We start from the raw sequence: 25290 nt of genomic DNA on the forward strand, positions 1-25290 counted from the left end.
CGGCGCCATCCCGCTGTTGATGGCCCGCGCCCCCCGCGTCGACCTCTACTTCGCGTACTACCTGGGGCAGGACCGCTTCGGCGCGTGGCCCTTCCTGCTCGCGCGGCTGATAGGTGGCCGGGACTGGACGGCCGAGGGGCTCGCCGCGGTCCTCATCGCGGCGACGTGGACGTCCATCTTCCCCCTGGCATGGCTTTCGCGGCAGGGCGTGGTGGCGGTGGGCCTGTGCGTGCTGGTGCCGCTCGTGCTGGCGCTTCCCGAGGAGGTGCGCCCGTACCTGCTGGACATCTCCCAGCCCTACGGCTGGCAGTTCGCGATGCTGGCGTGGACCTGGATGGGGCTGCGGGGCTTGATGGAGGCGCGCACGCGTCCGGCTGTCTGGGGCTGGGGCGCGGCGACGACGGTGGCCGCCGGGCTGACCCTCTGGATGTCCACCTCGAGCCTGCCCTCGCTCATCGTGTTCCTGGGCGTCGAGGCGCTGCGGGCCCGGACGCGGGGCCTCACGGGCTGGCACCGGTTCGCGGCGGCGGCAATCCCTCTCGTGGTGGGCGGGACGTTCGAGCGGCAGCTGCGGCGGCTGTATCACCGGTTCGCGAAACGGAACCACGGCCACGAGTTCCGCACGATCGTGGAGCTGGACCGGGGGCACCTCGGGGAGAACCTGCGCCAGATGACGGCGCTGCTGTGGACGGGCCCCGTTCCGCTGGCGGGCGTCCTGCTCGTGCTGCTGGCCATCGCCGCGACGTGGGCCGTGCGCCACGGGCGGCGGGGGTGGTCCGCGTGGGCCGCGCTGCCCGAACCGGCCTGGCTGGCGCTCGGGTGTGGACTGGCGGCGCTGGCGCAGCTGCCCTTGCTGGTGGCCGTGTCGCACGTGCGGGTCAATGACTACTCCATCCGCTACCTCGCGCCCGCGCACGCGCTGGCCCTGGTGGCATTGGGAGTGCTGGTGCTGGCGTGGCTGGCGGCGCGCGTGTCGGAGGGCGTGCTGCGGGCGGCGGGCGCGCTGACCGTGGTGACGCTGGCCGTGGGGGCGCTGACCTTCCGGGGCCCGCCGGAGGTGAAGCCGAAGCATGCGAGCACGCGGGACGCGGCGCTGGAGATGGCGCGGCTGGCGCCGGGGAGGCTGCTGATGGGGGGCTACTGGGATGTCTTCCACCTGGCGGGGCTGCAACCGCTGGCGTCGCAGATGGTGCCCGTGCCCACCCCGGAGGACCACCAGCGCACGGCCTACGACACCCCCCGGGTGAAGACCGCGTCGGACCTGGTCTGGGTCCAGCGCAGGGAGGCGCCCTTCCAGCCGGTGCCCCTGGAGCGCGTGCTGCAGGGGGTGAAGTTCCAGCGGGAGCCCGAGCCGTGGCTGAGCGTCCCGGATTATGTGTTCTGGAAGTACGTCCGGGCCTCCACGCCATGAAGCAGGACACCGGCCTGCGACAGCGGCTGCGCTCCATCTTCGGCGGGTCGGTGGGCAACCTCATCGAGTGGTACGACTTCTACGTCTACTCGGCGTTCTCGCTGTACTTCGCCAAGGCGTTCTTCCCAGACGCGGACCCCGTCGTGCGGCAGCTCAACACCGCGGGCGTGTTCGCGCTCGGCTTCCTCATCCGTCCCCTGGGCGGCTGGCTGATGGGGCTCTACGCGGACCAGCGGGGACGCCGCGCCGCGCTGACGCTGTCCGTGACGCTGATGTGCCTGGGGTCCTTCGTCATCGCCGTGTGCCCCACGTACGCGAGCATCGGCGTGGCCGCGCCCGTCGTGCTGATGCTGGCGCGCCTGCTCCAGGGCCTCTCCCTGGGCGGTGAGTACGGCACCAGCGCCACCTACCTCAGCGAGGTGGCCACCTCGCGGCACCGGGGCTTCTACAGCTCCTTCCAGTACGTCACGCTCATCCTCGGGCAGCTCTTGGCGACGATGACGCTGCTGGTGTTGCAGCGGCTGGTGCTGACGGGCGAGCAGCTGGAGGACTGGGGCTGGCGCATCCCATTCCTCGCCGGTGGGGCGCTGGCCATCTTCGGCTCCTACATGCGGCGCAACATGGTGGAGACGGAGGCCTTCACCCAGGAGGCGGCGAAGGGGACCGAGCACCGGCCCATGCGGGAGCTGCTGAGCCACCCGAAGGAGCTGGCCATCGTCGTGGGCCTCACCATGGGCGGCACGCTCGCCTTCTACACCTACACCGTCTACATGCAGAAGTTCCTGGTGAACTCGGTGGGCCTGACGCGGGACGAGGCCACGCTCATCTCCGCGGGCTCCCTGTTCATCTACATGTTGTTGCAGCCGGCGTTCGGGTTGCTCTCCGACAAGGTCGGCCGCAGGCCGGTGCTGCTGTGGTTCGGCGTGATGGGCACGCTGTGCACCGTCCCCCTGCTGACGGCGCTGACCCAGGCCCGGGACGCCTTCACCGCGTTCCTGCTGGTTCTCGCGGCGCTGATCATCCTCTCCGGCTACACCTCCATCAACGCCGTGGTGAAGGCGGAGCTGTTCCCCGCGCGCATCCGCGCCCTGGGCGTGGGGCTGCCCTACGCGCTCACCGTGTCCCTCTTCGGCGGCACCGCCGAGTACGTGGGCACCAGGCTCAAGCTGTCCGGCCACGAGCCGTGGTTCTTCTGGTACGTCACCGGCGCCATCCTCTGCTCGCTGCTCGTCTATGTGCTGATGCCAGACACCCAACGGCACAGCCGCATCGACTGACGCACGCCCCCCCACACGACACACGAAATGTGTGCGTGTATTGACACCTACAGTAAAACCCATCTATCACTTCTTTCGTACTTCCCGACAATTGCGGGAGGTGCACGGAGTGAAGCGTCGCCGTCCGGACGCGGGGCACTCTGGTGGGGTGGAGGGGGGGAGCGCTGACGACGGGCGCTGACAACGCACCACATCAAGGAGCAGCACCACATGAAACTGAAGCCATCCTGGCTGACGGGCCCCTGGCGCCCGTTGGCTGCGTCCGTCCTCGGCAGCACGCTGTTGGGTGCCCTCACGGCCGTCGCGGCCTCCACGGCGCCTTCCGCGGACAAGCCCTCATCCCAGGTCCAGCAGGCCACCGCGTCCAGGGTTCCCCCGGCGCGCGTGGTGGAGCAGCCCACGCAGGTGGCATCGGACGCGCAGCGGGGCATCGCGCCCGCGGCGACCGCCGGCCGCTACGCGCTGACGACGGGCGCGGGCGTGACGTTCCACCGCACCGACCGCGCCGTGCGCGCGCTGCGCACGGTGGACGTGCCCGGCTCCGCCTACCAGCTCTACACCTGGGAGGAGCAGCGGGCCGAGGGCGGCACCGAGTCCTTCTACGCATACAGCCAGGGCGGCGTGCTGCCCGTGGGCCGCGTGCGCTCCACGGACTACGTCATCCGGCTGCGCGACGCGGGGTTTGATCCGCTGCGCGACCCCAGCCCGCGCATGACGAGCCTGCTGTCGGCGGACCGCGACAACCAGCTGTTCCTGGTGCAGTTCATCGCCTCGCCGCTGCCGGAGTTCCGCTCCGCCATCGAGGCGTCGGGCGGCAAGGTGCTGCGCTTCCTCGCGGAGCACACGTACATCGTGGAGATGGGCGCGGACGCGCGCACCCGCGTGACGGGGCTTCCCTACGTGCGCTGGGTGGGGGACTACCACCCCGAGTACCGCCTGGAGCGCGAGCTGAAGGACGCGCTGATGGGCGTGGCCGCGCGGCTGCCGGACACGCAGCGCTACTCCCTCATGCTGGGCGAGGGCGGCCCCGCGCGGCAGCAGGCGCTGAGCGACCAGGTCAAGCGCCTGGGCGGGCGCGTGGAGCTGGTGGAGCCGGGCGGCCTGCGCATCGAGGCGACGCTCACCCAGGAGCAGCTCCAGCAGGTGGTGCGCTCCAACGAGGTGCAGTTCATCGACCGCTGGGGTGGCCCCGGTGAGCTCGACATGAACATCGTGCGCGACACGGGCGGCGCCAACTACATCGAGGGGCTCAAGGGCTGGACGGGCCAGGGCGTGCGCGGTGAGATCTTCGACACCGAGCTGCTCACCACCCACCAGGAGTGGCTCAACGCCCCCATCATCCAGAGCGTGGGCACCGCCGGGTCGCTGCACGGCTCCAGCTGCTACAGCAACGTCTTCGCCCGGGGCGTGAACCCCGCCGCGCGGGGCATGGCCCCCAACGGGCAGGGCATCTTCTTCCTCTACAGCGAGTCCACCCAGTTCGGTGGCACGAAGTCCCGCTACACCATCAACCAGGAGCTCACCAACCCCGCGGGGCCGTACCGCGCGGTGTTCCAGACCTCCAGCGTGGGCAGCTCGCTGACGACGGCGTACACCACCATCTCCGCGGAGGTGGATGACTACCTCTTCAAGCACCCCATCCTCAGCACGCAGTCGCAGAGCAACGCGGGCAGCCGGCAGTCCCGCCCGCAGGCCTGGGCGAAGAACATCGTGTCCGTGGGCGCCATGCGCCACCTGAACACGCTGGCGCGCACGGATGACACCTGGGGCTTCACCGGCAGCATCGGCCCGGCCGACGACGGCCGCATCAAGCCGGACCTGTCGTTCTTCTACGACTCCATCACCTCGGCCACGGGCTCCGGGCCCACGAACTACACGGAGTTCGGCGGCACCAGCTCCGCGACGCCGCAGACGGCGGGCCACTTCGCCCTGCTGTTCCAGATGTGGCACCAGGGCGTGTGGGCCGGCCACGGCGGCAAGGCGGATGTGTTCGCCAGCCGTCCGCAGATGGCCACCGCCAAGGCGCTGATGATCAACAACGCCTGGCGCTACAACTGGACCGCGGGCGGCTCCAACGCGGACATCGACCGCAACAAGCAGGGCTGGGGCACCTCCGACCTGAAGCGCTTGCTGGACCGCGCGCCGAAGACGAGCATCATCGACGAGTCGGACCTGCTGTCGCCCCTGGGCGTGCGGTCGTACAACGTCTCCGTCGCCCCGGGTGAGACGGAGCTGAACGTGACGATGGCGTACACCGACCCCATGGGCACGGTGGGCGCGGCGCAGGCGCGCATCAATGACCTGTCGGTGCGCGTGACGTCGCCGTTCGGCGTCGTGTTCTGGGGCAACAACGGCCTGACGGCGGGCAACTTCTCCCCGCCGGGCGGCGTCTCCAACCGGGTGGACACGGTGGAGAACGTCTTCGTCCAGAACCCCGTGTCGGGCACCTGGCGGGTGGAGGTCTTCGCGGACGAGCTGGTGCAGGACGCCTACCTGGACACGCCGGCGGTGGACGCCGACTTCGCCCTGGTGGTGAGCGGCGGCCGCATCGTGCGCGGGGACCCGGAGGTCACCACGCCCGCGTTCGGCAGCACCTTCTCCAACCCCACGCTGACGCGCGGCATGTGGTTCACGGCGCCCACGGACTTCACCATCAGCGGGCTCCAGGTTCCGAACGAGGCGAACCACCCGCTGCAGAACATCGAGGTGGTGCGCTTCAACGCGGGCGTCACGCCTCCGGCCTACAGCACCACGACCAACGCCTTCACGTCGCTGTTCCGCGCCGTGGGAGTGAACTCCGGGCAGGTCCTCTCCGTGAAGATCCCCGTCTACGCCGGGGACGTGATTGGCATCCTGGGGGCCACGGGTGACGCGACCACGATGAACAGCTCGTACTCCGCCACGAGCGGCCCCGTCACCACGTCCATCTTCGGGCATCCGCTGACGCTCAACCGCCTGGGCATGCAGTTCAACCTGGTGTCCAACACGGCCCGCGACCTGTGGACGGAGGCGTCCGGCGCCATTGGCCGGGTGCGCATCCTCTACACCGGGCTGAACCAGGTCGCGCTGCCGCCGTTCGGCTACAACTACACGGACACCACGACGCGCGGCCTGTGGTTCACGGCGCCCACCGCGTTCATCCTCACCGGCGTGCAGGTGCCGAACGATGCGGGCCAGCCGCTCCAGAACGTGGAGGTGGTGCGCTTCAGCTCGGGCGTGACGCCGCCGGCCTACAGCGCCACGACCAATGCCTTCACGTCGCTGTTCCGCGCCGTGGGCCAGCCGTCGGGGCAGGTGCTGCGCACCTTCATCGCGGTGAACGCCGGTGACACCATCGGCGTGCTGGGTGCCACGGGCACTTCGACGACGCTCTACAACTCCTACAGCGCCACGCCGGGCCCCATCTCCAGCTACATCCTGGGCCAGCCGGTGACGCTGCAGCGCATGGGCATGCAGTTCAACCTCGTCACCGACTCGGCGCACGACCTGTGGACCGAGCCCGGGGGCGCGCTGAGCCGCGTGTCGCTGTTCTACGCCCGGCCCGGCGCGCTCGCCGCCGAGCCGCAGCGCATGAGCCTGGCGCCGTAGGGCCTTTCGCTCCGTAGCGCCTGACGCCCCCGGACGGACCGCCCCCTGGCGGCCCCTGTCCGGGGGTTGTCTTTTTCAAGGCGCGTCAGTGGACGCGGGTCCCCTTCAGGTCGCACAGCAAGCGCCACGTCACGCCGTCGTCCGACTGCTCCCAGTGGATGTTGAGCTGTTGGTTCGCGTTCTCGAAGGACATCGTCACGCGTTCGTGCGCGCCCGCGAAATGCCAGACACCGTCCTGCTCCTGCCCTTCGTAATCCCGGGCGAAGCCATGGTTGTCGAACAGGCGGATCCAGTAGCGGCCCGTGGACGCATCGAAGCCGAGGATCTGCGTGCTCTCCAGGCGGTCCTCACCGAAGCGCATCACCCCCTGGTGCAGCACGAAGAAGCCTCCCGGAAGCCATTCATAGTGGGCGTCGGCGGTGACCTTGAGCCGCGCCTGGGGCCCGGCCGCCTCTCCCAGCACGCCCTCCGACTTCCATTCCCCGATGAACGTCTCCAGCCGCTGGTGCTCGGGCCCCAGGCTGGGTGCCTGCTCCCGGGTCTCCTGGGGCATGGCGGCCGGAGGGCCCTTCCCCACCTCGTGTGACGGGTCCATGGGGGTTTCCTTTCCGTCGGATGGCTCCGGGGCGGTGTGCCGCGGGCACCGCCCTCAAGGTGCGGAGCCCATGACAGGCGTGCAAGGCAAGGCCGGCGCAGCCTTCCAGGTTTGGCTAGGATCCACCTCCGTGACCTCCTACACGATGCTGCACCTCGCACTGACGGGAGCCTTCGTCGTGCTCGCGCTGGTGCACTTCGCGACCTGGGCCGCGGTGAGGACGCAGCGCGTCCAGCTGTGGCTGGCGTCGAGCTTCCTGGGGTTCGCGGCCATCAGCTTCTCGGTGGGTGTCGCCAGCAGCGAAGCCAGCGCGCTGTTCGGCGACCGGCGCCCGTGGCTCCTGCTGGGCGTCCTGACGTCCATTCCCCTCCCCTACACGCTGCTGCGGGTGGTGTGGTCGCTGCTGGACCTCCCGCTCACGCGCTGGCGGCGGGTGATGCTGGGGGTGGCCGTCGCGCTCGGCGCGGTGCGCGTGGTGGACGCGGGGGTGTCGCTCGTCACGCCCGCGGCGACGGGCCTGACGTCGGAGCAGCTCTCCATCGCGACGGCGGGGCTGGGCCTGCCGCTGTTCTGGCTCCTGGCGGTGGGCGTGAGCGGGACGTGGGCGGTGGAGGCGACGCGGCTGTTGAAGCGCCGGGGTGCGATGGCGGTGGCGGTGCTCGTCGCGTCGCTCTGCGCGCTCGCGCTCCTGGGGCGTGAGCTCTCCATCGACGTGGGCTGGAGCGAGGGGTTGCACGGGTTCGCGCTCGTGGGGCTGCCCTTCCTGCTGTTGTCCTCCACGGCGCTCGCGATCCTCACCGCGCGCTCGCTGCGGGGCGCGGACCTGGGCACGGGCATCCACCGCTACCGCCGGCTCATGCGGTTGGGACGCGGTGGCATGGGCGAGGTGTGGCTCGCGGTGCGGACCGGACGCGCGGGCTTCCACCGGCTGGTCGTCCTCAAGCGGATGCTGGACGGGGACAGCGAGGAGCCGGAGGTGCAGGTGCAGCGCTTCATTGGCGAGGCGCGCACCGCAGCGCGCCTGCACCATCCCAACATCGTCTCCGTGCACGACCTGGGACAGGTCGACGGCGCCTGGTTCATCGTCATGGAGTACCTGAGCGGCGTGAACGTGCACGAGCTCGTCAAGCGCGCCAGGAAGACGGGCCCGCTGCCGCTGGAGGTGATTGTCGAAATCTGCCAGCAGGCGCTGCGCGGGCTCGCCTACGCCCACGAGCGGGGCGTCACGCACCGGGACATCAGCACGGACAACCTCGTCGTCTCCTTCGACGGCGTGGTGAAGGTCGTCGACTTCGGGATTGCCCAGGGCACAGGAGCGCTTCCGGAGCAGACTCCCGGGGCAGCCCCGGTGCCCGCCGTGGGTCGGCTCACGCAGGTGGGGGGCATCATCGGAAAGCTGGCGTACATGCCACCCGAACGCGTGGAGGGCGCGGAGGCGACCCCGTCCGGAGACCTCTTCGCGCTCGGCTGCATCCTGTACGAACTACTCTCCCGCACGCTGCCGAGCGCGGCCCCCACGCCCAGCCAGTTGCCAGGGATTGAGCGCCCCGAGTCCCCCGCCGCGTCGCGCGTGCTCCGGAGCGTGCTGGAAGTCGCGCTGCATCCACGGCCGGAGCAGCGCTTCCCGGACGCCAGGGCCTTTCACCTCGCGCTCGAACCGGCGCGGCAGGTGTTGCCGGCGGTCGACCTCGCCGGGTGGCTGCGGACGCACTTCGCGGAGCGCTGGGAGCGCGAGCGGGCGCTGGTGGAGCTGAGCGACCCGTCCCCCGCCGAGGTCGAGTCGCTCCTCAAGGGCGCGCCGCCTCCAGAGCCTGGCGAGGCTCCCGCGACGACCGAGGTCATTGCACCGCCCATCGAGGCCCAGACCACCCGGCCTCTCGGACGTCGCCGCTAGAACGTGCTGCTCCAGGCCCGCCTCTGACGCTGGGAGTCAGGACGGGGGGATTGGCGTCCGTGCTGGGCCGGGTGCGAGGATGGCACCCGGCCCCCCATGATCTCAGCCGTCCCCCGAGTCTCCCCTGAAGGTGTTCATCCCCAGAGCACCCCTGCCCCCGTGGCGCCACCGGCGGTCCTTCCCGCCGCGCGACGCATGGCCCACGCTGCCGCCTGGCTGATGTTGTTGGGGCTGCTCACGGGTGGCTATGTGTCGTCCGCGATGACGGGCAAGGTGCCCGCGGATCCGCAGATGGCGCTCGCCGCGCATCTCAACGCGTTGCTGGGCACCTTCTTCCTCCTGGGCGTGGCCTGGACGCTGCCCATGCTGCGGTATGGCGCGGTGGGACAGCAAAGGCTGGCCTGGGCCGTCATCGTCGCCAACTACGCCAACTGGTCCATCACCTGCGTGAAGGCGTGGCTGCGGGTGTCGGGCGTGGACCTCATCGGGCAGGCCGCCAACGACACCGTGTTCGTCGCGCTCACCCTCTCCGTGGTGATTCCCTCGCTCGTCGCCACGGGCGCGTGGATCCACGGCTTCCGCCGGAGCGGGACGCCCTGAGCGGTCGTCGATTGCTCCAGGTGTGACGGGCGCAAGCCCCAGACGCCCCCTTCTCGTTTCTCCTTCGATTACTTGGTAATCAAGGTCGCGAAGCCAACGAACCCGCTGCGGAAGGATCCGGAAGAATGCGCACCATGAGCAAGCTCTCAGTCGCGGTGGTGTTGGGCCTGTTGCTCGGCGGTTGCGGAGGCACGGACGCGGACCTGGGCGGCGAAGTCGTCGCCAGTCAGCTCGAGCAGGACTTCGGTGGCCCGAGCGGCCTCATGGACTTCTTCGAGAGCCACACGGAGGAGGAGATCCAGGAGGCGATGGCGCCCTACGGCGTCGGGTACGTCATCCACGGGGACGTCACCGCGGAGCTGATCAGCGACTGCCCGAAGTTCTTCCCGTCGAGTGACCGGAGCATCTGGCACAACTTCGACGGCGAGTACTACTTCATCGACAGCGCGGGCCGGCCGAACCGGGCGTACAAGTACCTGCCGCAGATCGTCGCCGCGCCTCGCAGCGACACCTGTCAGACGAACGTGGGGCAGTGGGGCGACGCGGAGAACCCCAGCAACGACTACGACGGGGGACACCTCATCGGCTCACAGCTCGGGGGCTGGGGGGCTCGGGCGAACCTGGTGCCCCAGGATGCCAACTTCAACCGTGGCAACTGGTTGCAGCTCGAGAACAAGATGGCCAAATGCGGGAGCCTCCCGAACGGCCGGCTGCGCTACTTCATCGGCGCGAACTACCCGAACGCCACCGCTCTCATCCCCAACAACATGACGATGGAGATCACCAACCAGTCCACGGGGAGCGCTGTGTCCATGTCCTTCTCGAACGTGGACTATGGCGGCTCGAACGGCACGAACGAGCGGACCCGCGGCGTAACCTGGCTGTCGGGCCAGGGATGCAACTGATGCGTCACCGCAGAGCCGGGTTCCCCGCCTAGAACACCGCCGTGCGGGTGAGGCGGAAGTCGGCGTTCGCCCACGCCGCCTCGAATTGCTTGCGTGTCGTGGCGGCCTCCGCCTCCTGGCCCTGCCCTTCCAGCGCCCGGGTCAGCCCGAACAGTGCCCAGCCATTGCCCGGATTGCGGCGCAGGTCCTCGCGGTAGACGGCCTCCGCCGCCTTCCACTGCTTCGCGTCCAGCAGCGCCGCGCCCTGGTAGTGGCGCACCGGATAGAACCAGTCATTGGGCTCCGAGTACGCCAGCCGGTCGGCGGCGCGCACCGCCACGGCCCAGCGGGCCAGTGCATCAGAGCGTCCCTGCCGCTCCGCGATGGAGGCGTCGAGCACCCGCGCCGCCACGTTCAGCACGTCCTTCGCGGCGTTGTTGCCGGCCGTGAGCGCGTCGGGCACGGTCGCGCCCAGCTTCACCAGCTCCGCATGGTCCTTCCGGGCCTCGTCGAACCGGCCCCGCGCGGCGAGCGCCAGCCCATGCGCATGCAGCCACAGGCCCGTCATCACCGGGTACTTCGCATCCGGCCGCGGCTCCGCGAGCAGCGCGTCGTAGCGCCCGAAGCGCACCATCACGAGCAGCGGCTCCGCGGCGAAGAAGTCCATGCCGGGCATCGCCGCCAGCATCTCCGGGGGCAGCACGCGGGCCGACTCGCGCGCGGCCTTGAGCGACTCCTCGCCACGGCCCTCCATGGCGGCGGAGAACGAGAGGAAGCCCCAGTTGTGCGCCAGGTACATCGGGTAATAACCCAGCGGCTCCACCTGACGCAGGTAGGCCTCATCCGCCTGGATGGCGCGGCGGTTGCTCTCCGACGCCTCCGCGTACCGGCCCACGCGTTGGTAGATGTGCGCGGGCATGTGCACCACGTGCCCGGCCCCTGGCATCAGCCCCGGCAGCCGCTGCGCGGAGGGCAGCGCTCGCTCCGGATGGGACGAGGCCTCCACCGCGTGGATGTAATAGTGATTGGCGCCGGGATGCAGGGGCGCGCGCGCGAGCACCGACTCCAGCCGGGCGACGATCTCCTCCGTGCCCGGCGCTGGCTTGCCCTCCAGCGTCCACAGCTTCCAGGGGTTCAAGTCCATCAGGGACTCGGCGAAGAGCACCTGGACGTCCAGGTCGTCCGGAAAGCGCCGCGCGACATCGCGCATGGCGGCGGCATACGCCTCGTTGAAGGGCTTCATCGCCGGAGGCGGCTTCGGCTCTGGCCCCGCGTAGCGCCGGCCCAGGGCGCCGATGAGCGCCTGCTCCACCGGGGTCGCCCGGGAGGCGAGCGCCTGGGCCCGCTGCACGCCCTCCCACGCGACCCCGGCCCGCTCCGGGAGCATGGGCACGTTGTAGTTGGGGCCCAGCACCAGGGCCACGCCCCAGAAACACATCGCGCACGAGGGGTCGAGCTCGGTGGCCCGGGCGAACGAGCGCGCGGCCTCGTCGTGGTTGAAGCCATACGCCAGCCGCAACCCCTGGTTGAAGAAGGCCTGGGCCTCCTTCGACGCCGTCGTCACCGGATACGCGTGGGTGCCAAGGTTGTCGAAGAGGACCGCGCCCTTCGCGAGCGACTTCAGGCTCAGGCCTCCGGGCGGAGTGCCATGGCCTCCGTGCGCGGCGGCATCCGGGAGCGGCGGCTCGGAGGCCTCCTGGGCCCCCACCTCCCGGCCCGGAACGAACAGCAGCGGCAGCGTGAGGGCAAGGAGCAGACGGGCGCGCATGGGGGCCTCCAGCAGGGACCCTCCAACGATGGCGCCGGGTGCTCACGCGGCAAGGTCGCCGAGCGCACCGCCCTTGCGCCCGGCAACCCGGTTGCGACTACGCCTGCCCTGCCCCCAACGCGGGCGGATGTCCGGGACCGCTGCTCACGGCAGGGACGGACACCTGCGCCGACGGGAACCCCTTCCAGAGCGTCAGGCCGACGACCGCCGCGCCCAGCACCACGATGCTGGCGACGGAAGCCTCCAGGCCGTAGCTGCCGCCCGTGAGCCACTCCGCGCGGTCGTGGAGGATGGGCTGCCACCAGCCTTTGGACGTGTTGCCGCTCACGCCGAAGCCCAGGCAGCCCATGGCCCAGTTCCATCCCATGTGCACACCCACCGGCAGCGCGAGCTGCCCCGTGCGCAGGTAGCACAGGCCCAGCATCCAGCCCGCGAGGAAGGTGTTGATCATCGCCACCCCCCGCGTACTCCCGGCCATCGTGTCGTCGAAGGGATGGGCGAGACAGAAGAGGACGGAGAGCACGACCTGCGCCCGGAGCGTGCCCATGCCCCGGAGGGCCCGCTGGAAGGCGTAGCCATGGAACAGCAGCTCCTCGGCGAGCGCCACACCCAGCATCATCCAGGCGGACCTCACGAGGAGGGAGCCGTCGCGCACCGCCGCCGGCACCAGGTGGTAGCCGTCCGCGCCCCGGACCGCGAGCGCCACCGCGCCCAGGAGGACGATGCCCCCCAGCAGGCCCAGGCCGAGGTCACGGCCCCAGCGCAGGCCCCCCGACAGGCCGACGGACGCCAGGGGCTGCCGCTCCCGCCGCAGGCAGAAGGCGGTCGCGGCGAGCGTGGCCAGGAACGCGACGAAGGGCTGCATCGCGACCCGGCGCACGGCGTCGGGCAGCTTCGTCTGGAGCATCATCAGGGGCACCATCAGCGCCACCGCCAGCACGATGCAGCCGAAGGCCTTCCACCCGTTGCGCCAGTGCCCGTCAGCATCTCGAAACCACGACCGCATGGGACTCCCCTTGGGGGCAGGCGACAGCCCACCCCACCTTCACACGGACCGGCCGGGGAAGGATTGCCAGGGGAGCCCTCCGCGGCTCATCAGGGCTGCGAGAGGATGACCTCGACGCGCTCCAGGTGGTCGGCGTCGGTCAGCGCCTCCCCGACCCCGCTCCAATTGACGTGGATGGTGCCCGCGGAGGGAGGACCCTGCCGGTCGAGCACGAATCGGTAGGTGCCCTCGAACTGCGAGAACTCCTCCTCGTTCCTCTTGAGCCACACAGTCAGCGAGTCGGGCGTGCGCTCCTCCCCGAAGATGATGATGCCTTCGTCCAGGACCTGCCCGTCCCGCTCGTCCACGAGCCTGACGCGGAACCAGGGGTGGACCTCCGAGCCGCCTGACGCGGGCCGCTCCCAGCGCTGCTCCGTCTTGAAGGTGAGGTCCACCCGGGACATCTTCGCCCCCGTGTCGGGCCGGGCGCGGGCCACGAGGAGCACGCGTCGCTCGAAGTGGGGCTCGGCAGCGGTCAACGCGACGGATTCCACCTCCGTGCTCGCCGTCACCCAATCCTCAACGCCGTCACCGCGGCAGGCCGGGGCCAGCAGCAGGAGGCTTCCGAGCAGCAGGAGGGGGATTCTCAAGGGGGACCCCAGGGTTGAAGTCATGGCGCTGAGACTCCCGAGGGCTGGAGCATGAGGACCTCGATGTGATTCGGGTGGTCGCCGTCGGTCAGCACCTCCATGTCCGAGCTCCACTGGACATAGAGGGTGCCGTCCGAGGGAGGACCCTGCCGGTCGAACTCGAGTCGGTAGGTGCGCTCGAACCGCGAGACCTCCTCCTCCACGTTCACCTTCGGCTTCAGGGTCACCTCCTCGGACGTGTCCCAGTCATCAACGACGGTGGTGTGCTCTTCCACGACCTGCCCATCCTGCTCGTCCACGAGCCTGACGCGAAACCAGGGATGGACCTCCGAGCCGCCCGACGCGGGCCGCTCCCAGTGCGGCTGCGTCTTGAAGTCGATGGAGAGCAGGGAGAGCTTCGCCTCCGTGTCGGGCTTCGCGCGGGCCACGATCTGCACGCGGCGCTCGCTGTGGGGATTCTCTGGGGTCAACAGGAACATTTCGCCAGGCGTGCGCTGGGCCACCACAATGTCGTCGACGCCGCAGCCAGGGGTCAGCAGCAGGAGGCTTCCGAGCAGCAGCAGGGGGATTCGCATGGGGAGCTCCAGGGTTGTTGAAGCCGAAGTCATGGTGCGGAGACGCTCACGGTGAAGCCCTTGGGCACGTCGGACGTGTCCACCACCCGGGCCGTGGCCTGCGCCGTCCACTCCAGCTCGACCGTGCCGGGGACTGCGTCGGGCTGCAGCTCGAAGCCGACGTTCATGGGCCATTCACAGCCCGTGTTCAGCTCGCAACCCCTGGGGATGCGTCCGAACACCTCCAACGTGACCGGCCTTCCCGCCTCCAGGACGGTGGACCCATCCCAGCCAGAGCCGACCTCCTCTTCGGAGACGATCACCCGGAGCCAGGGGGTCGTCGTCTGCGCGGGGTCGTCGGGGATCCACCGCGCGGTGACGCGGGCAGTCAGCTCGCCCTCCACGGAGTTGTCCGGAGGCTTCGGGGCCGAGGCCCGGACGATGACGCGGCGGGTGGCCTTGGGCGCGGCGGTCGTGATGCGCACGGGCTCGCCGACCAACTCATTGGAGAGGACGTCGTCGGACAGGGGCTGCGACGTGGCCACCGTTCCGGCGCAGGCCATGAGCAACACCAGACGTGCCGCCCAGGAGCGCAGACCGGCGCGCGGGGACGACGGCGGAGGAAGGACTTCCGGGAAGGGGGACGGACCGGTTCGGCTCATGGGCTCTCAAGTTCCGGGAGGTTGTTTCCCGTGCGTCCGGGGCCACGCGCGGGAGTGGGAGGAAGTTGTCGCGGAGGCACGCCTAGCAAGGCAGGGGCCACGCGATCCCAGAGGGAGAGGGCGTCCACGAGTGCCAGCCATCCCTCTTGAACCTGACACTCATGTCATACGACTGCGCGTTGTCGTGTCAGGGTGTGACGACCCACGGGCAGCGGGTTCGCGCTGGCTATAGTCAGCGCGATGAGCCGTCCGCGCCCCGCGAGCCTGACCCTCGACGCGTTCCTCCCCTACCGCCTGTCGGTCGCCGCGAACGTCGTCAGCCAGCGCATCGCGCGCGTGTACGCGGAGCAGTACGGGCTGAGCACGCAGGAGTGGCGCCTCATCGCGGTGCTCGGGGAGGACGGCGAGCGCACGCAGCTGGACCTCGTCAAGCGCACGCGGATGGACAAGGTGCCCGTCAGCCGCGCCGCGCGCGCCCTGGAGGAGCGGGGGCTGGTGCGGCGCGCCAAGAACGAGCGCGATGCCCGCTCGCGGCGCCTGTCATTGACCGCCGCGGGCCGCCGCATCTACGAGCGCGTGGCCCCCGCGGCGCTCCTGGCCGAAGCCGAGGTCCTGAGCGAGCTGGAACCGGCCGAGCGCGCGGTGCTGCGCTCGCTGCTCGAACGGGTGGAGCGCACCGCCAGCCGCGTCCTCAAGCAGGCCCCCTGAGCCTTGCCGAACTGGTTTCATTTGTTACCATCTGGAGCACCATGGAAACCCTCCGCCCCCTCTCAGGCTTTGGAAACGAGCACGCCTCGGAAGCACTCGCGGGTGCGCTCCCGGTCGGCCAGAACACACCGCAGCGCGTCGCGTTCGGCCTCTACGCGGAGCAGATTTCAGGCACGGCGTTCACCGCGCCGCGCAGCGAGAACCGGAGGACCTGGTTCTATCGCCTGCGCCCGAGCGCGGGCCATCCGCCCTACCGCCAGGTGGACGCCCGCGCCCTGCGCAGCGGCCCGTTCACGGAGGTTCCCCCGTCGCCCAACCGGCTGCGTTGGAATCCGCCGCCGCTGCCCACGGAGCCGACCACGTTCCTCGAAGGCCTGTTCACGCTGGGCGGCAACGGCTCACCGGACGTTGCCGCGGGCGCCGCGATGCACGTCTACGTCGCGAACGCGTCCATGGTGGACACCGCGTTCTTCAACGCCGACGGGGAGCTGCTCATCGTCCCGCAGTCCGGGGCGCTGCGGATCGTGACGGAGCTGGGCGTGCTGGAGGTTCCGCCGGGCCATGTCGCGCTCGTGCCGCGCGGGGTCCGCATGCGCGTGGAGCTGCCGGACGGTCCGGTGCGCGGCTACGTCTGTGAGAACTACGGCGCGCCGTTCCGGCTCCCGGAGCTGGGCCCCATCGGCTCGAACGGGCTCGCGAACCCGCGGGACTTCCAGGCGCCGGCGGCGGCGTACGAGGACGTGGAGCGGCCGACGCGCGTGGTGCAGAAGTTCCAGGGGAACCTGTGGGAGACGACGCTGGACCACTCCCCGTTCGACGTCGTCGCGTGGCACGGCACGCACGTGCCGTACACGTATGACCTGGCGCGGTTCAACACCATCAACACGGTGAGCTTCGACCACCCGGACCCCTCCATCTTCACGGTGCTGACGTCGCCGAGCGAGACGCCGGGGACCGCGAACTGCGACTTCGTCATCTTCCCGCCCCGGTGGATGGTCGCGGAGCACACCTTCCGGCCGCCGTGGTTCCACCGCAACGTGATGAGCGAGATGATGGGCCTGGTCCACGGCGTCTACGACGCCAAGGCGGACCAGTTCGTGCCGGGCGGGGCGTCGCTGCACAACTGCATGAGCGCCCACGGCCCCGACCGGAAGACCTACGAGGCGGCGGTCGCCACGGAGCTGACTCCCCGGAAGATCGACAACACGCTCGCGTTCATGTTCGAGACGCGCTGGGTCATCGCGCCGACCCGCGCGGCGATGGAGAGCCCGCAGCTGCAGTCGGACTACGACGCCTGCTGGGCGGACCTCCGCAAGGCCCAGCTGCCCTCGAAGTAGGGGCTGGGGCCCCCCCCGGGCCCCTGGTTTCGCGGAATCAGCGAATCTGGAGGGGGGCGACGCAACCGGCGCCCCTCGTTCCGCGACAACCTGGAATGACCTCGATTGGCAAGCCCGGTTCGCGTCCCACCCCCCTCGTGAAGCAGGAGCCGGTGAAGGCGCCTGTCACGGCCCCGCGTCCCAACGTGGTGAAGGCCGCGGTCTCCCAGCGGATGACGGACGGCTTCGAAGTGGCGCCTCGCGCTGCCCCCGCCCGGCCCCAGACGGTGAAGGACGCGGCCGCGGCGGTTCGCGGCGGTGAGGGTGACAAGGCCGGCGCCAAGAAGGACGGCGGCGGCTTCCTGGGCGGCATCAACTCCGCCATCAAGGACATCATCAAGGACGCGGTGAAGGCGCTGACCCCGCAGGTGAGCACCAACGCCGCGGGCAACACGGTGGTGGACCTGGGGGCGGGCAACAACACCGCCACGGTGTCGCAGAACAAGGACGGCGGCCTGACCATCACGTCCGGCAAGGACACCGTGACGCTCACGGCCGAGCAGGCCAAGGGCGCCATCATCCAGGGCGGCGCGGGCGACGACTCCATCACCCTGGACGCGAGCGTCACCCAGGACCTCACGCTGGACGGCGGCGAGGGCAACGACAAGCTCGTCGGCGGCAAGGGCAATGACAAGCTCGTCGGCGGCAAGGGCAACGACACCGTCATCGGCGGCGAGGGCAAGGACACGCTCAGCGGCCTGGACGGTGACGACTACCTCGAGGGCGGCGCGGGTGATGACCGCATCCTCGGCGGCGAGGGCCGCGACGTGCTCTACGGCCTGGACGGCAACGACTACGTGTCGGGCGGCGGCGGACGCGACTACGTGGACGCGGGCGCGGGCGACGACAAGGCCTTCGGCGGCGCGGGCGATGACCAGGTCATTGGCGGGCGCGGCAATGACACCCTGAGCGGCGGCTCCGGCAATGACGCGGTGGCGGGCGGCGCGGGCAAGGACACCGTCCGCGGCGGCACCGGCGCCGACAAGCTCTACGTGGAGGAGGGCGAGAGCACCCCCGACGTGGCCAAGGGCGAGAAGACCCTTGTCGACATGACGAACGCCGACCAGCGCGGCCGGTCGGTGACGGTGTCGGGCAGCGCGGAGTTCCAGGCGCGCACGCAGTCGGACCTGGACGCGATGCGCTCGCTGCCTTCGGGCCAGGAGCTGCTGCGCACGCTGGACGACAGCGGCCACTCGACGACGATCAAGGAGACGAGCGGCGGCAACTCCGCGGGTCCCGCCAATCGCGACGACACCTGGCTCAACACGGACGGCACGCCGAACAAGGGCAGCGACGGCACGGTGAACTACAACACCACGCGCACCTCGCTGGGCACCGAGGAGTGGAAGAACCGTCCGCCCGTCGTCGGCCTGTTCCACGAGCTGGTGCATGCGTCCGACTACGCGAACGGCGTGCTGGCGCGCGGTGAGAAGGACGGCGTGAACAACCGGGAGACGTCCGCGGTGGGCCTGCCCATCGACCTGGACCAGGACCCGTCCACGCCGGACGTCATCCAGGACTCCCGCCCCGGTGAGAACGTCCTGCGCGACGAGCTGAACCTGCCCACCCGGCCGCATTACTAGCCGACGTCCGGCATGCGAGCCCTGCTCCTGGCCGGCGCCTGCGGGGCCCTCGTCATCATGGTCGGCTGCACGCGGGCGCCGGAGCGGCCCGTGAACCCGGAAGGACGACGCGTGGCCCCCTCGGATGTGAAGCCGGACGTGGAGCTGAAGGTGGAGTCGGTGGCGCGCGAGGCGGACACGCTCGCCGTCACCTATGCGGTGCACAACCGGACCGCCCGCGCGGTGCTGCTCGTGGACGGCCTGATGGACTTCGGAGCCAGCGGTCACCCCACGCTGGCGCCGGAGCGCGCCTACGTGGACCTCTCCGGTGACAGCGCGGTGCTGCTGCGCATGCTCGTGCGGGTGCCGGAGAACCTGGACGTGGAGGCGCCAGAGGTCCCCGCGGTCAGCCGCGTGGAACCCGGTGCCACGGCGTCCCGGCGCGCGGTGGTGCCGCTGCCCCTGCGCACGTCGCTCCCCTACCCCACCGGCCCCGAGCTGACGCGCGAGCTGGCCCAGGTGCGCGAGCTGCGCCTGCGCGTGGGCTACCTGCCGGACGCGGAGGGCGTGACGCTCCACGCGGGGACGGACTCGCGCGGACACCCCGTCCAGACGCCGGAGTACGGCCCGACGGTGACGCGCCAGCAGGTGCTGGACAGCGGGCCCCTGTCATTGGACGGGGTGCGGTAGTCAGTCCAGCGTGGTGCGCGAGCGGGCGATGGCCGCGCCCGCCACCGCCAGCACGAACAGGCCCAGCGCCAGCAGGTCGTCGCCCATGTCCGCGAGCACCTGCCCCTTGAGCAGCACGCCCCGCACGATGCGCAGGAAGTGCGTGACGGGGAGGAGCTCTCCCAGGAGCCGTGCCCACGCGGGCAGGCCCAGGAACGGGAAGGCAAAGCCAGACAGGAAGATGGACGGCAGCAGGTAGAACAGCGACATCTGCATGGCCTGCAGCTGGCTGCGCGCCACCGTGGAGATGAGGTAGCCCAGCGACAGGTTGCCCACGATGAACAACACGATGCCGCACGCGAGCGCGCCCCACCCCGCGGGCGTGCGCGCCATGGGCACCGAGAACAACACCCGCGCCATCAGCAGCACGACGACGGTCTGCAACAGACCCACGACGACGTAGGGCGTGAGCTTGCCCACCATGATCTCCCCGGGGGTGGCGGGCGTGGACAGCAGCGTCTCCATGGTGCCCCGCTCGCGCTCCCGGGTGACGGCCATGGCGGTCATCATCACCAGCGTCATGGACAGGATGATGCCCAGCAGGCCCGGCACGATGTGGACCGGGGAGAGGCTCTCCGGGTTGTAGCGCCGGTGCACCACCACCTCGAACGGCGGTGGTGAGGACCTTCGCGCCACCGGCCCCACCAGCGTGTGCGTCAGCGCCTCCGTGGGCAGCATCGCCACCGCCGCGAGCGCGCCCGCCGCGGCCTGGGGGTCGGACGCGTCCGCCTCCGCGAGGATCTGCGCGCGCTCCCCCTTGAGCACCCGCTGCGTGAAGTCCGGCGGGATGGTGACGGCGAGCATCACCTGCCCTCGCCGCAGCAACTGCTCCAGCTCCGCGTCGGAGCGCGGCAGGTAGCGCACGTCCACGTAGCCCGTACGCTCCATCGTCGCCACGACGGCGGCGGCCACGCTGCTGGTGTCATGCGACAGCACCGCGGCGGGCAGGTGCCTGGGGTCCATGTTGATGGCGTAGCCGAAGATGAGCAGCTGCATCACCGGCAGCAGGAGGATCATCGCGTAGGTGACGCGGTCGCGCCGCAGCTGCGTGAACTCCTTGAGCAGCACGGCCAGGATGCGCGGCAGCGAGTCCCTTTTCATGAGGCGTACCGTTCGTCGCGCTCGCGCCCCATGAGCTGGATGAAGACGTCCTCCAGGGACGGTGGGACCTCGTTCCAGCGGAAGGGCTCCCGGCGCCACGGGGCGAGGGCCCGCTCCAGCGCCTCGCGCTCGGTGCCGCTGACGTGCACGGCGGCGCCGAACGCGGACGCGCTGAGCACGCCGTCCACCTGGGCCAGCACGTGCGCCGCGCGGTCGATGCCCGGCCCCTCTCCCAGGAACGTCACCAGCCCGGAGTCCCGGATGACGGCGTCCGCCGTGCCCCGCGCGATGAGGCGGCCATACAGGATGTAGCCGATGTCGTGGCAGCGCTCGGCCTCGTCCATGTAGTGCGTGGACACCAGCACCGTGAGGCCTCCGGCGGCGAGCGCGTGGATCTCATCCCAGAACTCGCGGCGCGCGCGGGGGTCCACGCCCGCGGTGGGTTCATCCAGCAGCAGCAGCCGGGGCTCGTGCAGTGTCGCGGCGGCCAGGGCCAGGCGCTGCTTCCACCCTCCGGAGAGCGCGCCCGCGAGCTGGCGGCGGCGGTCGAAGAGGCCCAGCCGGTGGAGGGTCGCGTCCACGCGCTCGCGCCGCTGGTCAAGCCCGTGGATGCGCGCGACGAAGGCGAGGTTCTCCTCCAGCGTCATGTCCTCGTAGAGGGAGAACTTCTGCGTCATGTAGCCCGTCCGGCGCTTGATGGCGTCGCCGCGGGCGCGGAAGTCCATGCCCAGCACCTCGCCCTCGCCGCTGTCGGGCGTGAGCAGGCCGCACAAGAGCCGCAGCGTCGTCGTCTTGCCGGAGCCGTTGGGGCCCAGGAAGCCGGTGATGCGGCCCGTCTCCACCGCGATGGCGACGTCCCGCACGACGTGCCGGTCGCCAAACGACTTGTTGAGCCCGCGCACGTCGATGGCCCGCTCGCTCATCGCGCCACCCGCAGGGGGGCCTGGGGCAGCGGCGTCACGTCCATGGGCTGCCCTGGCAGGAGCAGCGTGGGCTGCGAAGGCACCGCCTCCACCAGGAACACCAGCTTCTGCCGCGTCTCCAGGCTGTAGATGATGGGCGGCGTGTACTCGGGACGCGAGGCCACGTAGTCCACGCGGGCGGTCATCCCGGCGTCGCAGCCGTCGCACGCGATGGCCACGGAGGTGCCCGGTGCGTATGTCGCCACCCGGGCCTGCGGCACGTAGAAGCGCACCTTCACCTGCGCGTCCGGGACGATGCTGACGACCGCGGCGTTGGGGGCGGCCCACTCGCCCTCCTGGAAGAGGACCTCCTCCACGCGGCCCGCGACGGGCGAGACGGGGGCCAGCTCGGAGACCTGCCGCTCCGCGGCCGTGAGGCCTGCGCGTCCGCTCGCGAGTTGGGCGCGGAGGACCTCCAGCTGCGCGCTCGCGGAGGCCACGTCAGAGAGGGCCACGTCGCGCTGGGCATGGGCCCGCGCCACGGTCGCGCGGAGCAGGTCGAGCTGCTGCGGCGTCACTGCCCCGTCCATCGCCTTCTGGACGGCGACGAGCCGGGCCAGGTCCGCGTCCGCGCGGTCCACCTCCGCCTGCGCGGCGGCGAGCGAGGCGCGCGCCCGTCCCACGTCCGAACGACGCGCGAGGAGCTGGGCCTCGGTCTGCCCCACCTGCGCACGCGCCTGGTCGGCTCGGGCCTGCCCGGACGTGGGCTCCATGCGGAACAGCGGCGTGCCTGGCTCCACGCGCTGACCGCGCACCACGGACACCTCCGCCACCATGCCGGCCACGGGCGAGGAGAGGTAGACGTTGTCGCTGACGACGTAGCCGGTGAAGCGCGGCGGCGGTTCGCGCGTGGGAGGACGTCGCAGCCACGCGATGCCGCCCACGATGACGGCGACCAGGACGACCGCCGCGACGACGGCGCGCTTCGAACGTTTTGGACGACTCCCCTGCCCCGACATCCGTGCCTCCCGACGCGGCCGTGGCCGCACATGGGATGCGCCCCTTCCCCTGCGTGGGAGGTCCACGCCCTGGGCGCGCTCCCTCGCACGGCCCCGTCCCCTGGCCCGCGCATCACGAGTCTCCTGGAGCACCCGGCGTGCCAGCCCGGGGTGCCCCGGGAGCGCGCGAGGGCGGGCCCTGCCGTGTTCGGATTTCCGGCGCCGGGCGTCGGGATTCCGGACACAGGGCGCGAGCCTTCACGTCGGGGCCCTGGCGCTCGGGGTGAGGCATCCGCCTTGCTTGGGCATAGGGTAGCGACGCACGGTCCAGGAGAACGCCTTTGCATCCCATGCCCCAGCCCACGGCCGCCGGAATCGAGCAGGTCCAGCGCGAGGCGTTCTCGCGGATGTTCCGTCAGGTGACGAAGGTGCTGGTGCTCCTGAGCCCGCTTCCGGTGGTGCTCGTGTCGCTGGGGCTCATCGGGGACACGTCCACGTGGCGTCAGTGGAGCGTGGGGGCGGTGCTCCTCTTCGTGCTGGTGGGGCTGGGCGTCGTCGCGTCGTGGCGGCGCAAGCCCGTGGTGTCGTCGGAGCCGGGCACGGTGCTGCCGCTGGTGGCGTTTCCCCTGTTCACGGTGGTGAACCTGTCGCTGGGAGGATTGGAGAGCCCGCTCATCCCGCTGGTGGTGCCCGCGACCTTCGCCACGGCGATCCTCTTTCCGAAAGCGCGTGGCCGCAGGTGGGCGGGCTACCTGCTGGGGCTGCTGGGCGTGCAGGCGGCGGTGACATGGTCGGGCGTGTTGCCGGACCTGGTGCCCCCGCTCTTCGGAGGCGGTCGACGCGCCGGGCACAACGATGCGCTCCTGCTGACGATGCTCGCGGTGACGGTGTTCCTCGTCCTATGGGCGAACTTCATCGGCACGACGTTGCGGCGAACGTTCCGGGGCATGGTGCTCACGGCACTGGACGCGCGCGACGACGTGTTGAAGGCGCACGAGGAGCGGGTGCGCTCGCTCACCACGCTGTCGGGCGAGATTGCCCACGAGCTGAAGAACCCGCTGGCGAGCGTGAAGGGGCTGGCCGCGATGATCGCGCGCGAGGTGGAGGGCCGGCCCGCGGAGCGGCTGGGCGTGCTGCGCCGGGAGGTGGACCGCATGCAGGAGATCCTCGAAGGGTTCCTCAACTTCTCCCGGCCGCTGCTCCCGCTCAACGAGGCGCACGTGCCGCTGGACGCCCTGTGCCGGCAGGTGGCGGAGCTGCACGAGGGCATGGCGGGCGAGCGGGGCGTGGGGCTGCGCGTCGTGGAAGGGCCCCGGGTGGAGGCGTGGTGCGATGCGCGCAAGGTGCGGCAGGTGATGATCGACGTCGTGCAGAACGCACTGGAGGCCGCGCCAAGGGGCACCACGGTGGAGCTCCAGGCCTGGACGACGCCAGGGGGCGGAGGACAGGTGGAGGTGCGTGACCGGGGACCGGGCGTGGCCCCCGAGGTGCGGGAGCGCGTCTTCGAGCCGGGCATCACCACGAAGCCGCAGGGCTCCGGCCTGGGACTGGCCCTGGCCCGAGCGCTGATGCGCCAGCATGGCGGAGAGCTGGGCCTGCGCGAGCGTGAAGGCGGAGGCTGCGTGGCGGAGCTGTCCCTCCCGGCCGCGCCCCCGCGGAAGGAGGCCCTGTCATGAGCGTGAAGGCACGCGTGCTGGTGGCGGATGACGACGCGGGCGTGCGCTACACGCTGCGTGGCCTGCTGGAGGACGACGGGCTGACGGTCGAGGAGGCGGTGGACGGAGAGGCCGCGCTCGCGCGACTGGACGAGGAGCCCCCGGTGGACCTGGTGCTCAGCGACCTGCGCATGCCGCGCGTGGATGGAATGGAGCTGCTGCGCCGCGTGCGGGCCCGTTCGCCCGCGCCGAGAGTCATCCTCATCACCGCGCACGGCTCCGAGCGCCACGCCGTGGAGGCGATGAAGCTGGGAGCGCTGGACTACTTCCGCAAACCCTTCGACGTGGACGACGTGCTCGCGGTGGTGCGCCGCGCGCTGGGACTGGTGCGGTTGGAGGCGGAGAACGAGCGCCTGGCGGGCGAGGTGAACCTGCTGCGCTCGCTGGTCTTCGTGTCGCCCGCGATGGCGAAGCTGGCATTGCTCATCCAGCGCGTGGGCCCTCGCGACGTCACGGTGCTCATCACCGGAGAGAGCGGCACCGGCAAGGAGCGCGTCGCCGAAGCGCTGGTGCGCGCCTCGCCGCGCGCGGACAAGCCCTACGTGCGCTTCAACTGCGCCGCGCTCGCGCCGGAGCTCGCCGAGGCGGAGCTGTTCGGCCATGCGAAGGGCGCCTTCACCGGGGCCGTGCGGATGCGACGGGGCCTCTTCCGCGAGGCGGACAGCGGCACGCTCCTGCTCGACGAAGTGGGAGAGCTGGCCCTGCCCCTCCAGGCCAAGCTCCTGCGCGTCCTCCAGGAGGGCGAGGTGCGCCCGTTGGGAGAGGACCGCGCCTTCCCGGTGGACGTGCGCGTCCTCGCCGCCACCCACCGCGACCTGCCCCAGCGCGTGGCCGAGGGACGCTTCCGCGAGGACCTCTACTACCGCCTCAAGGTGGTGACGCTCCAGGTGCCCCCGCTGCGAAGCCGCCCGGAGGACATCGCCGCACTGGCAAGGCACTTCCTCGCGCGCCACACCGAGCGCTTCCGGATGCCTCCCGTGGCGCTGACGCAAGAGCTGCTGGAGCGCCTCACGGCGTACCGCTGGCCGGGCAACGTGCGCGAGCTGGAGAACGCCCTGGAGAGCGCCGTGGTGCTCTCCGCCGACGGGACGCTGGATCCGGAGCTGCTGCCCGGAGGCCCCGAAGCCTCAGCGCCCCAGTCCCCCTCCGGCGTCACGCTGAGGGAGCGGATGGACGCGCACGAGCGCGCGCTCATCCTCGCGGCGCTCGCGGCATCGCAGGGCCAGCGCACGGAGGCGGCGCGGGCGCTGGGCATTGGCCGGGCGACGCTGCACGACAAGCTGCGCAAGCATGGGCTGCTTCAAGAGGACGAGGAGTCGGAGCGCTGAGCC

Annotated in this window: 21 protein-coding genes; 12 read left to right on the forward strand and 9 right to left on the reverse strand. The window is 70.9% G+C overall.

Translation table 11 applies throughout. The features are described 5' to 3' along the window. The 3 genes from D7X12_RS42805 to D7X12_RS04545 all read left to right on the forward strand — a co-directional run. The coding region (locus tag D7X12_RS42805) for a hypothetical protein (RefSeq protein ID WP_120624037.1) at positions 1 to 1411 on the forward strand (1411 nt) is incomplete at its 5' end. Next, positions 1408 to 2688, forward strand: a complete 1281-nt coding sequence (locus D7X12_RS04540; RefSeq protein WP_120624038.1) for an MFS transporter — start codon at positions 1408 to 1410, stop codon at positions 2686 to 2688. The genes D7X12_RS42805 and D7X12_RS04540, both read left to right, overlap by 4 nt. 210 nt (positions 2689 to 2898) lie before the next feature. Continuing rightward, a complete protein-coding gene (locus tag D7X12_RS04545; protein WP_120624039.1) occupies positions 2899 to 6276 on the forward strand; it encodes a DUF8729 domain-containing protein in 3378 nt (1125 codons plus the stop codon). Between the two features lie 85 nt (positions 6277 to 6361). Here the strand turns inward: D7X12_RS04545 and D7X12_RS04550 are convergent, their stop codons facing one another. Further along, entirely contained in the window at positions 6362 to 6871 is a 510-nt protein-coding gene (locus tag D7X12_RS04550; protein ID WP_120624040.1) for a DUF1579 family protein, read from the reverse strand. A 130-nt stretch (positions 6872 to 7001) separates the two neighbouring features. On the opposite strand from D7X12_RS04550, the gene D7X12_RS04555 reads away from it, so the two are divergent. The 3 genes from D7X12_RS04555 to D7X12_RS04565 all read left to right on the forward strand — a co-directional run bounded on the left by D7X12_RS04555 (position 7002) and on the right by D7X12_RS04565 (position 10270). Further along, positions 7002 to 8765, forward strand: coding sequence for a serine/threonine-protein kinase (locus D7X12_RS04555; protein WP_244224340.1), 1764 nt, complete (start codon positions 7002 to 7004; stop codon positions 8763 to 8765). 195 nt (positions 8766 to 8960) lie between these two features. Next, positions 8961 to 9365 (forward strand): styrene oxide isomerase, encoded by a 405-nt coding sequence (locus D7X12_RS04560; protein ID WP_244224341.1) that lies wholly within the window; start codon positions 8961 to 8963, stop codon positions 9363 to 9365. 134 nt (positions 9366 to 9499) lie between these two features. Next, positions 9500 to 10270, forward strand: coding sequence for a DNA/RNA non-specific endonuclease (locus tag D7X12_RS04565; protein WP_244224342.1), 771 nt, complete (start codon positions 9500 to 9502; stop codon positions 10268 to 10270). Positions 10271 to 10298: 28 nt separating this feature from the next. On the opposite strand, the gene D7X12_RS04570 is transcribed toward D7X12_RS04565, so the two are convergent. From D7X12_RS04570 to D7X12_RS04590, 5 genes are all read right to left on the reverse strand, one after another. Then, positions 10299 to 12017 (reverse strand): tetratricopeptide repeat protein, encoded by a 1719-nt coding sequence (locus D7X12_RS04570; protein WP_120624043.1) that lies wholly within the window; start codon positions 12015 to 12017, stop codon positions 10299 to 10301. Between the two features lie 97 nt (positions 12018 to 12114). Continuing rightward, entirely contained in the window at positions 12115 to 13023 is a 909-nt protein-coding gene (locus D7X12_RS04575; RefSeq protein ID WP_147443522.1) for a CPBP family intramembrane glutamic endopeptidase, read from the reverse strand. 89 nt (positions 13024 to 13112) lie between these two features. Beyond that, positions 13113 to 13652: a hypothetical protein gene (locus D7X12_RS04580; RefSeq protein ID WP_147443523.1), complete on the reverse strand. Its 540-nt coding sequence runs from the start codon at positions 13650 to 13652 to the stop codon at positions 13113 to 13115. Between the two features lie 20 nt (positions 13653 to 13672). Then, on the reverse strand, positions 13673 to 14227 hold the full coding sequence (locus tag D7X12_RS04585) for a hypothetical protein (RefSeq protein ID WP_120624046.1): 555 nt from the start codon (positions 14225 to 14227) through the stop codon (positions 13673 to 13675). A gap of 29 nt (positions 14228 to 14256) precedes the next feature. Then, entirely contained in the window at positions 14257 to 14769 is a 513-nt protein-coding gene (locus D7X12_RS04590; protein WP_147443524.1) for a hypothetical protein, read from the reverse strand. Between the two features lie 339 nt (positions 14770 to 15108). Between D7X12_RS04590 and D7X12_RS04595 the strand changes: the two genes are divergently transcribed. The 4 genes from D7X12_RS04595 to D7X12_RS04610 all read left to right on the forward strand — a co-directional run bounded on the left by D7X12_RS04595 (position 15109) and on the right by D7X12_RS04610 (position 19204). Next, positions 15109 to 15576: a MarR family winged helix-turn-helix transcriptional regulator gene (locus D7X12_RS04595; RefSeq protein ID WP_120624048.1), complete on the forward strand. Its 468-nt coding sequence runs from the start codon at positions 15109 to 15111 to the stop codon at positions 15574 to 15576. Between the two features lie 41 nt (positions 15577 to 15617). After that, the gene (hmgA, locus tag D7X12_RS04600) at positions 15618 to 16913 is read left to right on the forward strand and encodes a homogentisate 1,2-dioxygenase (RefSeq protein WP_120624049.1); all 1296 of its coding nucleotides are present in this window, start codon (positions 15618 to 15620) and stop codon (positions 16911 to 16913) included. A gap of 95 nt (positions 16914 to 17008) precedes the next feature. After that, positions 17009 to 18535: a M91 family zinc metallopeptidase gene (locus D7X12_RS04605; RefSeq protein ID WP_120624050.1), complete on the forward strand. Its 1527-nt coding sequence runs from the start codon at positions 17009 to 17011 to the stop codon at positions 18533 to 18535. Between the two features lie 12 nt (positions 18536 to 18547). Further along, on the forward strand, positions 18548 to 19204 hold the full coding sequence (locus D7X12_RS04610) for a hypothetical protein (protein WP_120624051.1): 657 nt from the start codon (positions 18548 to 18550) through the stop codon (positions 19202 to 19204). Here D7X12_RS04610 and D7X12_RS04615 read toward each other — a convergent pair whose 3' ends face one another. Genes D7X12_RS04615 through D7X12_RS04625 form a run of 3 tightly spaced genes read right to left on the reverse strand, consistent with a single transcriptional unit; the run spans position 19205 to position 22265 of the window. Then, on the reverse strand, positions 19205 to 20344 hold the full coding sequence (locus D7X12_RS04615; RefSeq protein ID WP_120624052.1) for an ABC transporter permease: 1140 nt from the start codon (positions 20342 to 20344) through the stop codon (positions 19205 to 19207). Further along, a complete protein-coding gene (locus tag D7X12_RS04620; RefSeq protein ID WP_120624053.1) occupies positions 20341 to 21267 on the reverse strand; it encodes an ABC transporter ATP-binding protein in 927 nt (308 codons plus the stop codon). The genes D7X12_RS04615 and D7X12_RS04620 overlap by 4 nt, the downstream gene beginning before the upstream one ends. After that, a complete protein-coding gene (locus D7X12_RS04625; protein WP_120624054.1) occupies positions 21264 to 22265 on the reverse strand; it encodes an HlyD family secretion protein in 1002 nt (333 codons plus the stop codon). The genes D7X12_RS04620 and D7X12_RS04625 overlap by 4 nt, the downstream gene beginning before the upstream one ends. A gap of 329 nt (positions 22266 to 22594) precedes the next feature. Between D7X12_RS04625 and D7X12_RS04630 the strand changes: the two genes are divergently transcribed. Together D7X12_RS04630 and D7X12_RS04635 are read left to right on the forward strand one after the other, a co-directional pair. Beyond that, the gene (locus D7X12_RS04630) at positions 22595 to 23920 is read left to right on the forward strand and encodes a sensor histidine kinase (RefSeq protein WP_120624055.1); all 1326 of its coding nucleotides are present in this window, start codon (positions 22595 to 22597) and stop codon (positions 23918 to 23920) included. Further along, positions 23917 to 25287, forward strand: coding sequence for a sigma-54-dependent transcriptional regulator (locus D7X12_RS04635; protein WP_120624056.1), 1371 nt, complete (start codon positions 23917 to 23919; stop codon positions 25285 to 25287). The genes D7X12_RS04630 and D7X12_RS04635 overlap by 4 nt, the downstream gene beginning before the upstream one ends. Positions 25288 to 25290: the final 3 nt, after the last annotated feature.

This window comes from Corallococcus sicarius (genome assembly GCF_003611735.1).
Taxonomy (GTDB): Bacteria; Myxococcota; Myxococcia; order Myxococcales; family Myxococcaceae; genus Corallococcus; species Corallococcus sicarius.

What these genes read in the sequence shown, in the direction of transcription:
- D7X12_RS04605 (WP_120624050.1), top strand. Translation starts at nt 17,009, where the DNA reads ATGACCTCGATTGGCAAGCCCGGTTCGCGTCCCACCCCCCTCGTGAAG.
- D7X12_RS04560 (WP_244224341.1), top strand. Translation starts at nt 8,961, where the DNA reads ATGGCCCACGCTGCCGCCTGGCTGATGTTGTTGGGGCTGCTCACGGGT.
- hmgA (WP_120624049.1), top strand. Translation starts at nt 15,618, where the DNA reads ATGGAAACCCTCCGCCCCCTCTCAGGCTTTGGAAACGAGCACGCCTCG.
- D7X12_RS04635 (WP_120624056.1), top strand. Translation starts at nt 23,917, where the DNA reads ATGAGCGTGAAGGCACGCGTGCTGGTGGCGGATGACGACGCGGGCGTG.
- D7X12_RS04565 (WP_244224342.1), top strand. Translation starts at nt 9,500, where the DNA reads ATGAGCAAGCTCTCAGTCGCGGTGGTGTTGGGCCTGTTGCTCGGCGGT.
- D7X12_RS04575 (WP_147443522.1), bottom strand. Translation starts at nt 13,023, where the DNA reads ATGCGGTCGTGGTTTCGAGATGCTGACGGGCACTGGCGCAACGGGTGG.
- D7X12_RS04550 (WP_120624040.1), bottom strand. Translation starts at nt 6,871, where the DNA reads ATGGACCCGTCACACGAGGTGGGGAAGGGCCCTCCGGCCGCCATGCCC.
- D7X12_RS04540 (WP_120624038.1), top strand. Translation starts at nt 1,408, where the DNA reads ATGAAGCAGGACACCGGCCTGCGACAGCGGCTGCGCTCCATCTTCGGC.
- D7X12_RS04620 (WP_120624053.1), bottom strand. Translation starts at nt 21,267, where the DNA reads ATGAGCGAGCGGGCCATCGACGTGCGCGGGCTCAACAAGTCGTTTGGC.
- D7X12_RS04630 (WP_120624055.1), top strand. Translation starts at nt 22,595, where the DNA reads ATGCCCCAGCCCACGGCCGCCGGAATCGAGCAGGTCCAGCGCGAGGCG.
- D7X12_RS04570 (WP_120624043.1), bottom strand. Translation starts at nt 12,017, where the DNA reads ATGCGCGCCCGTCTGCTCCTTGCCCTCACGCTGCCGCTGCTGTTCGTT.
- D7X12_RS04625 (WP_120624054.1), bottom strand. Translation starts at nt 22,265, where the DNA reads ATGTCGGGGCAGGGGAGTCGTCCAAAACGTTCGAAGCGCGCCGTCGTC.
- D7X12_RS04595 (WP_120624048.1), top strand. Translation starts at nt 15,109, where the DNA reads ATGAGCCGTCCGCGCCCCGCGAGCCTGACCCTCGACGCGTTCCTCCCC.
- D7X12_RS04545 (WP_120624039.1), top strand. Translation starts at nt 2,899, where the DNA reads ATGAAACTGAAGCCATCCTGGCTGACGGGCCCCTGGCGCCCGTTGGCT.
- D7X12_RS04585 (WP_120624046.1), bottom strand. Translation starts at nt 14,227, where the DNA reads ATGCGAATCCCCCTGCTGCTGCTCGGAAGCCTCCTGCTGCTGACCCCT.
- D7X12_RS04610 (WP_120624051.1), top strand. Translation starts at nt 18,548, where the DNA reads ATGCGAGCCCTGCTCCTGGCCGGCGCCTGCGGGGCCCTCGTCATCATG.
- D7X12_RS04615 (WP_120624052.1), bottom strand. Translation starts at nt 20,344, where the DNA reads ATGAAAAGGGACTCGCTGCCGCGCATCCTGGCCGTGCTGCTCAAGGAG.
- D7X12_RS04590 (WP_147443524.1), bottom strand. Translation starts at nt 14,769, where the DNA reads ATGGCCTGCGCCGGAACGGTGGCCACGTCGCAGCCCCTGTCCGACGAC.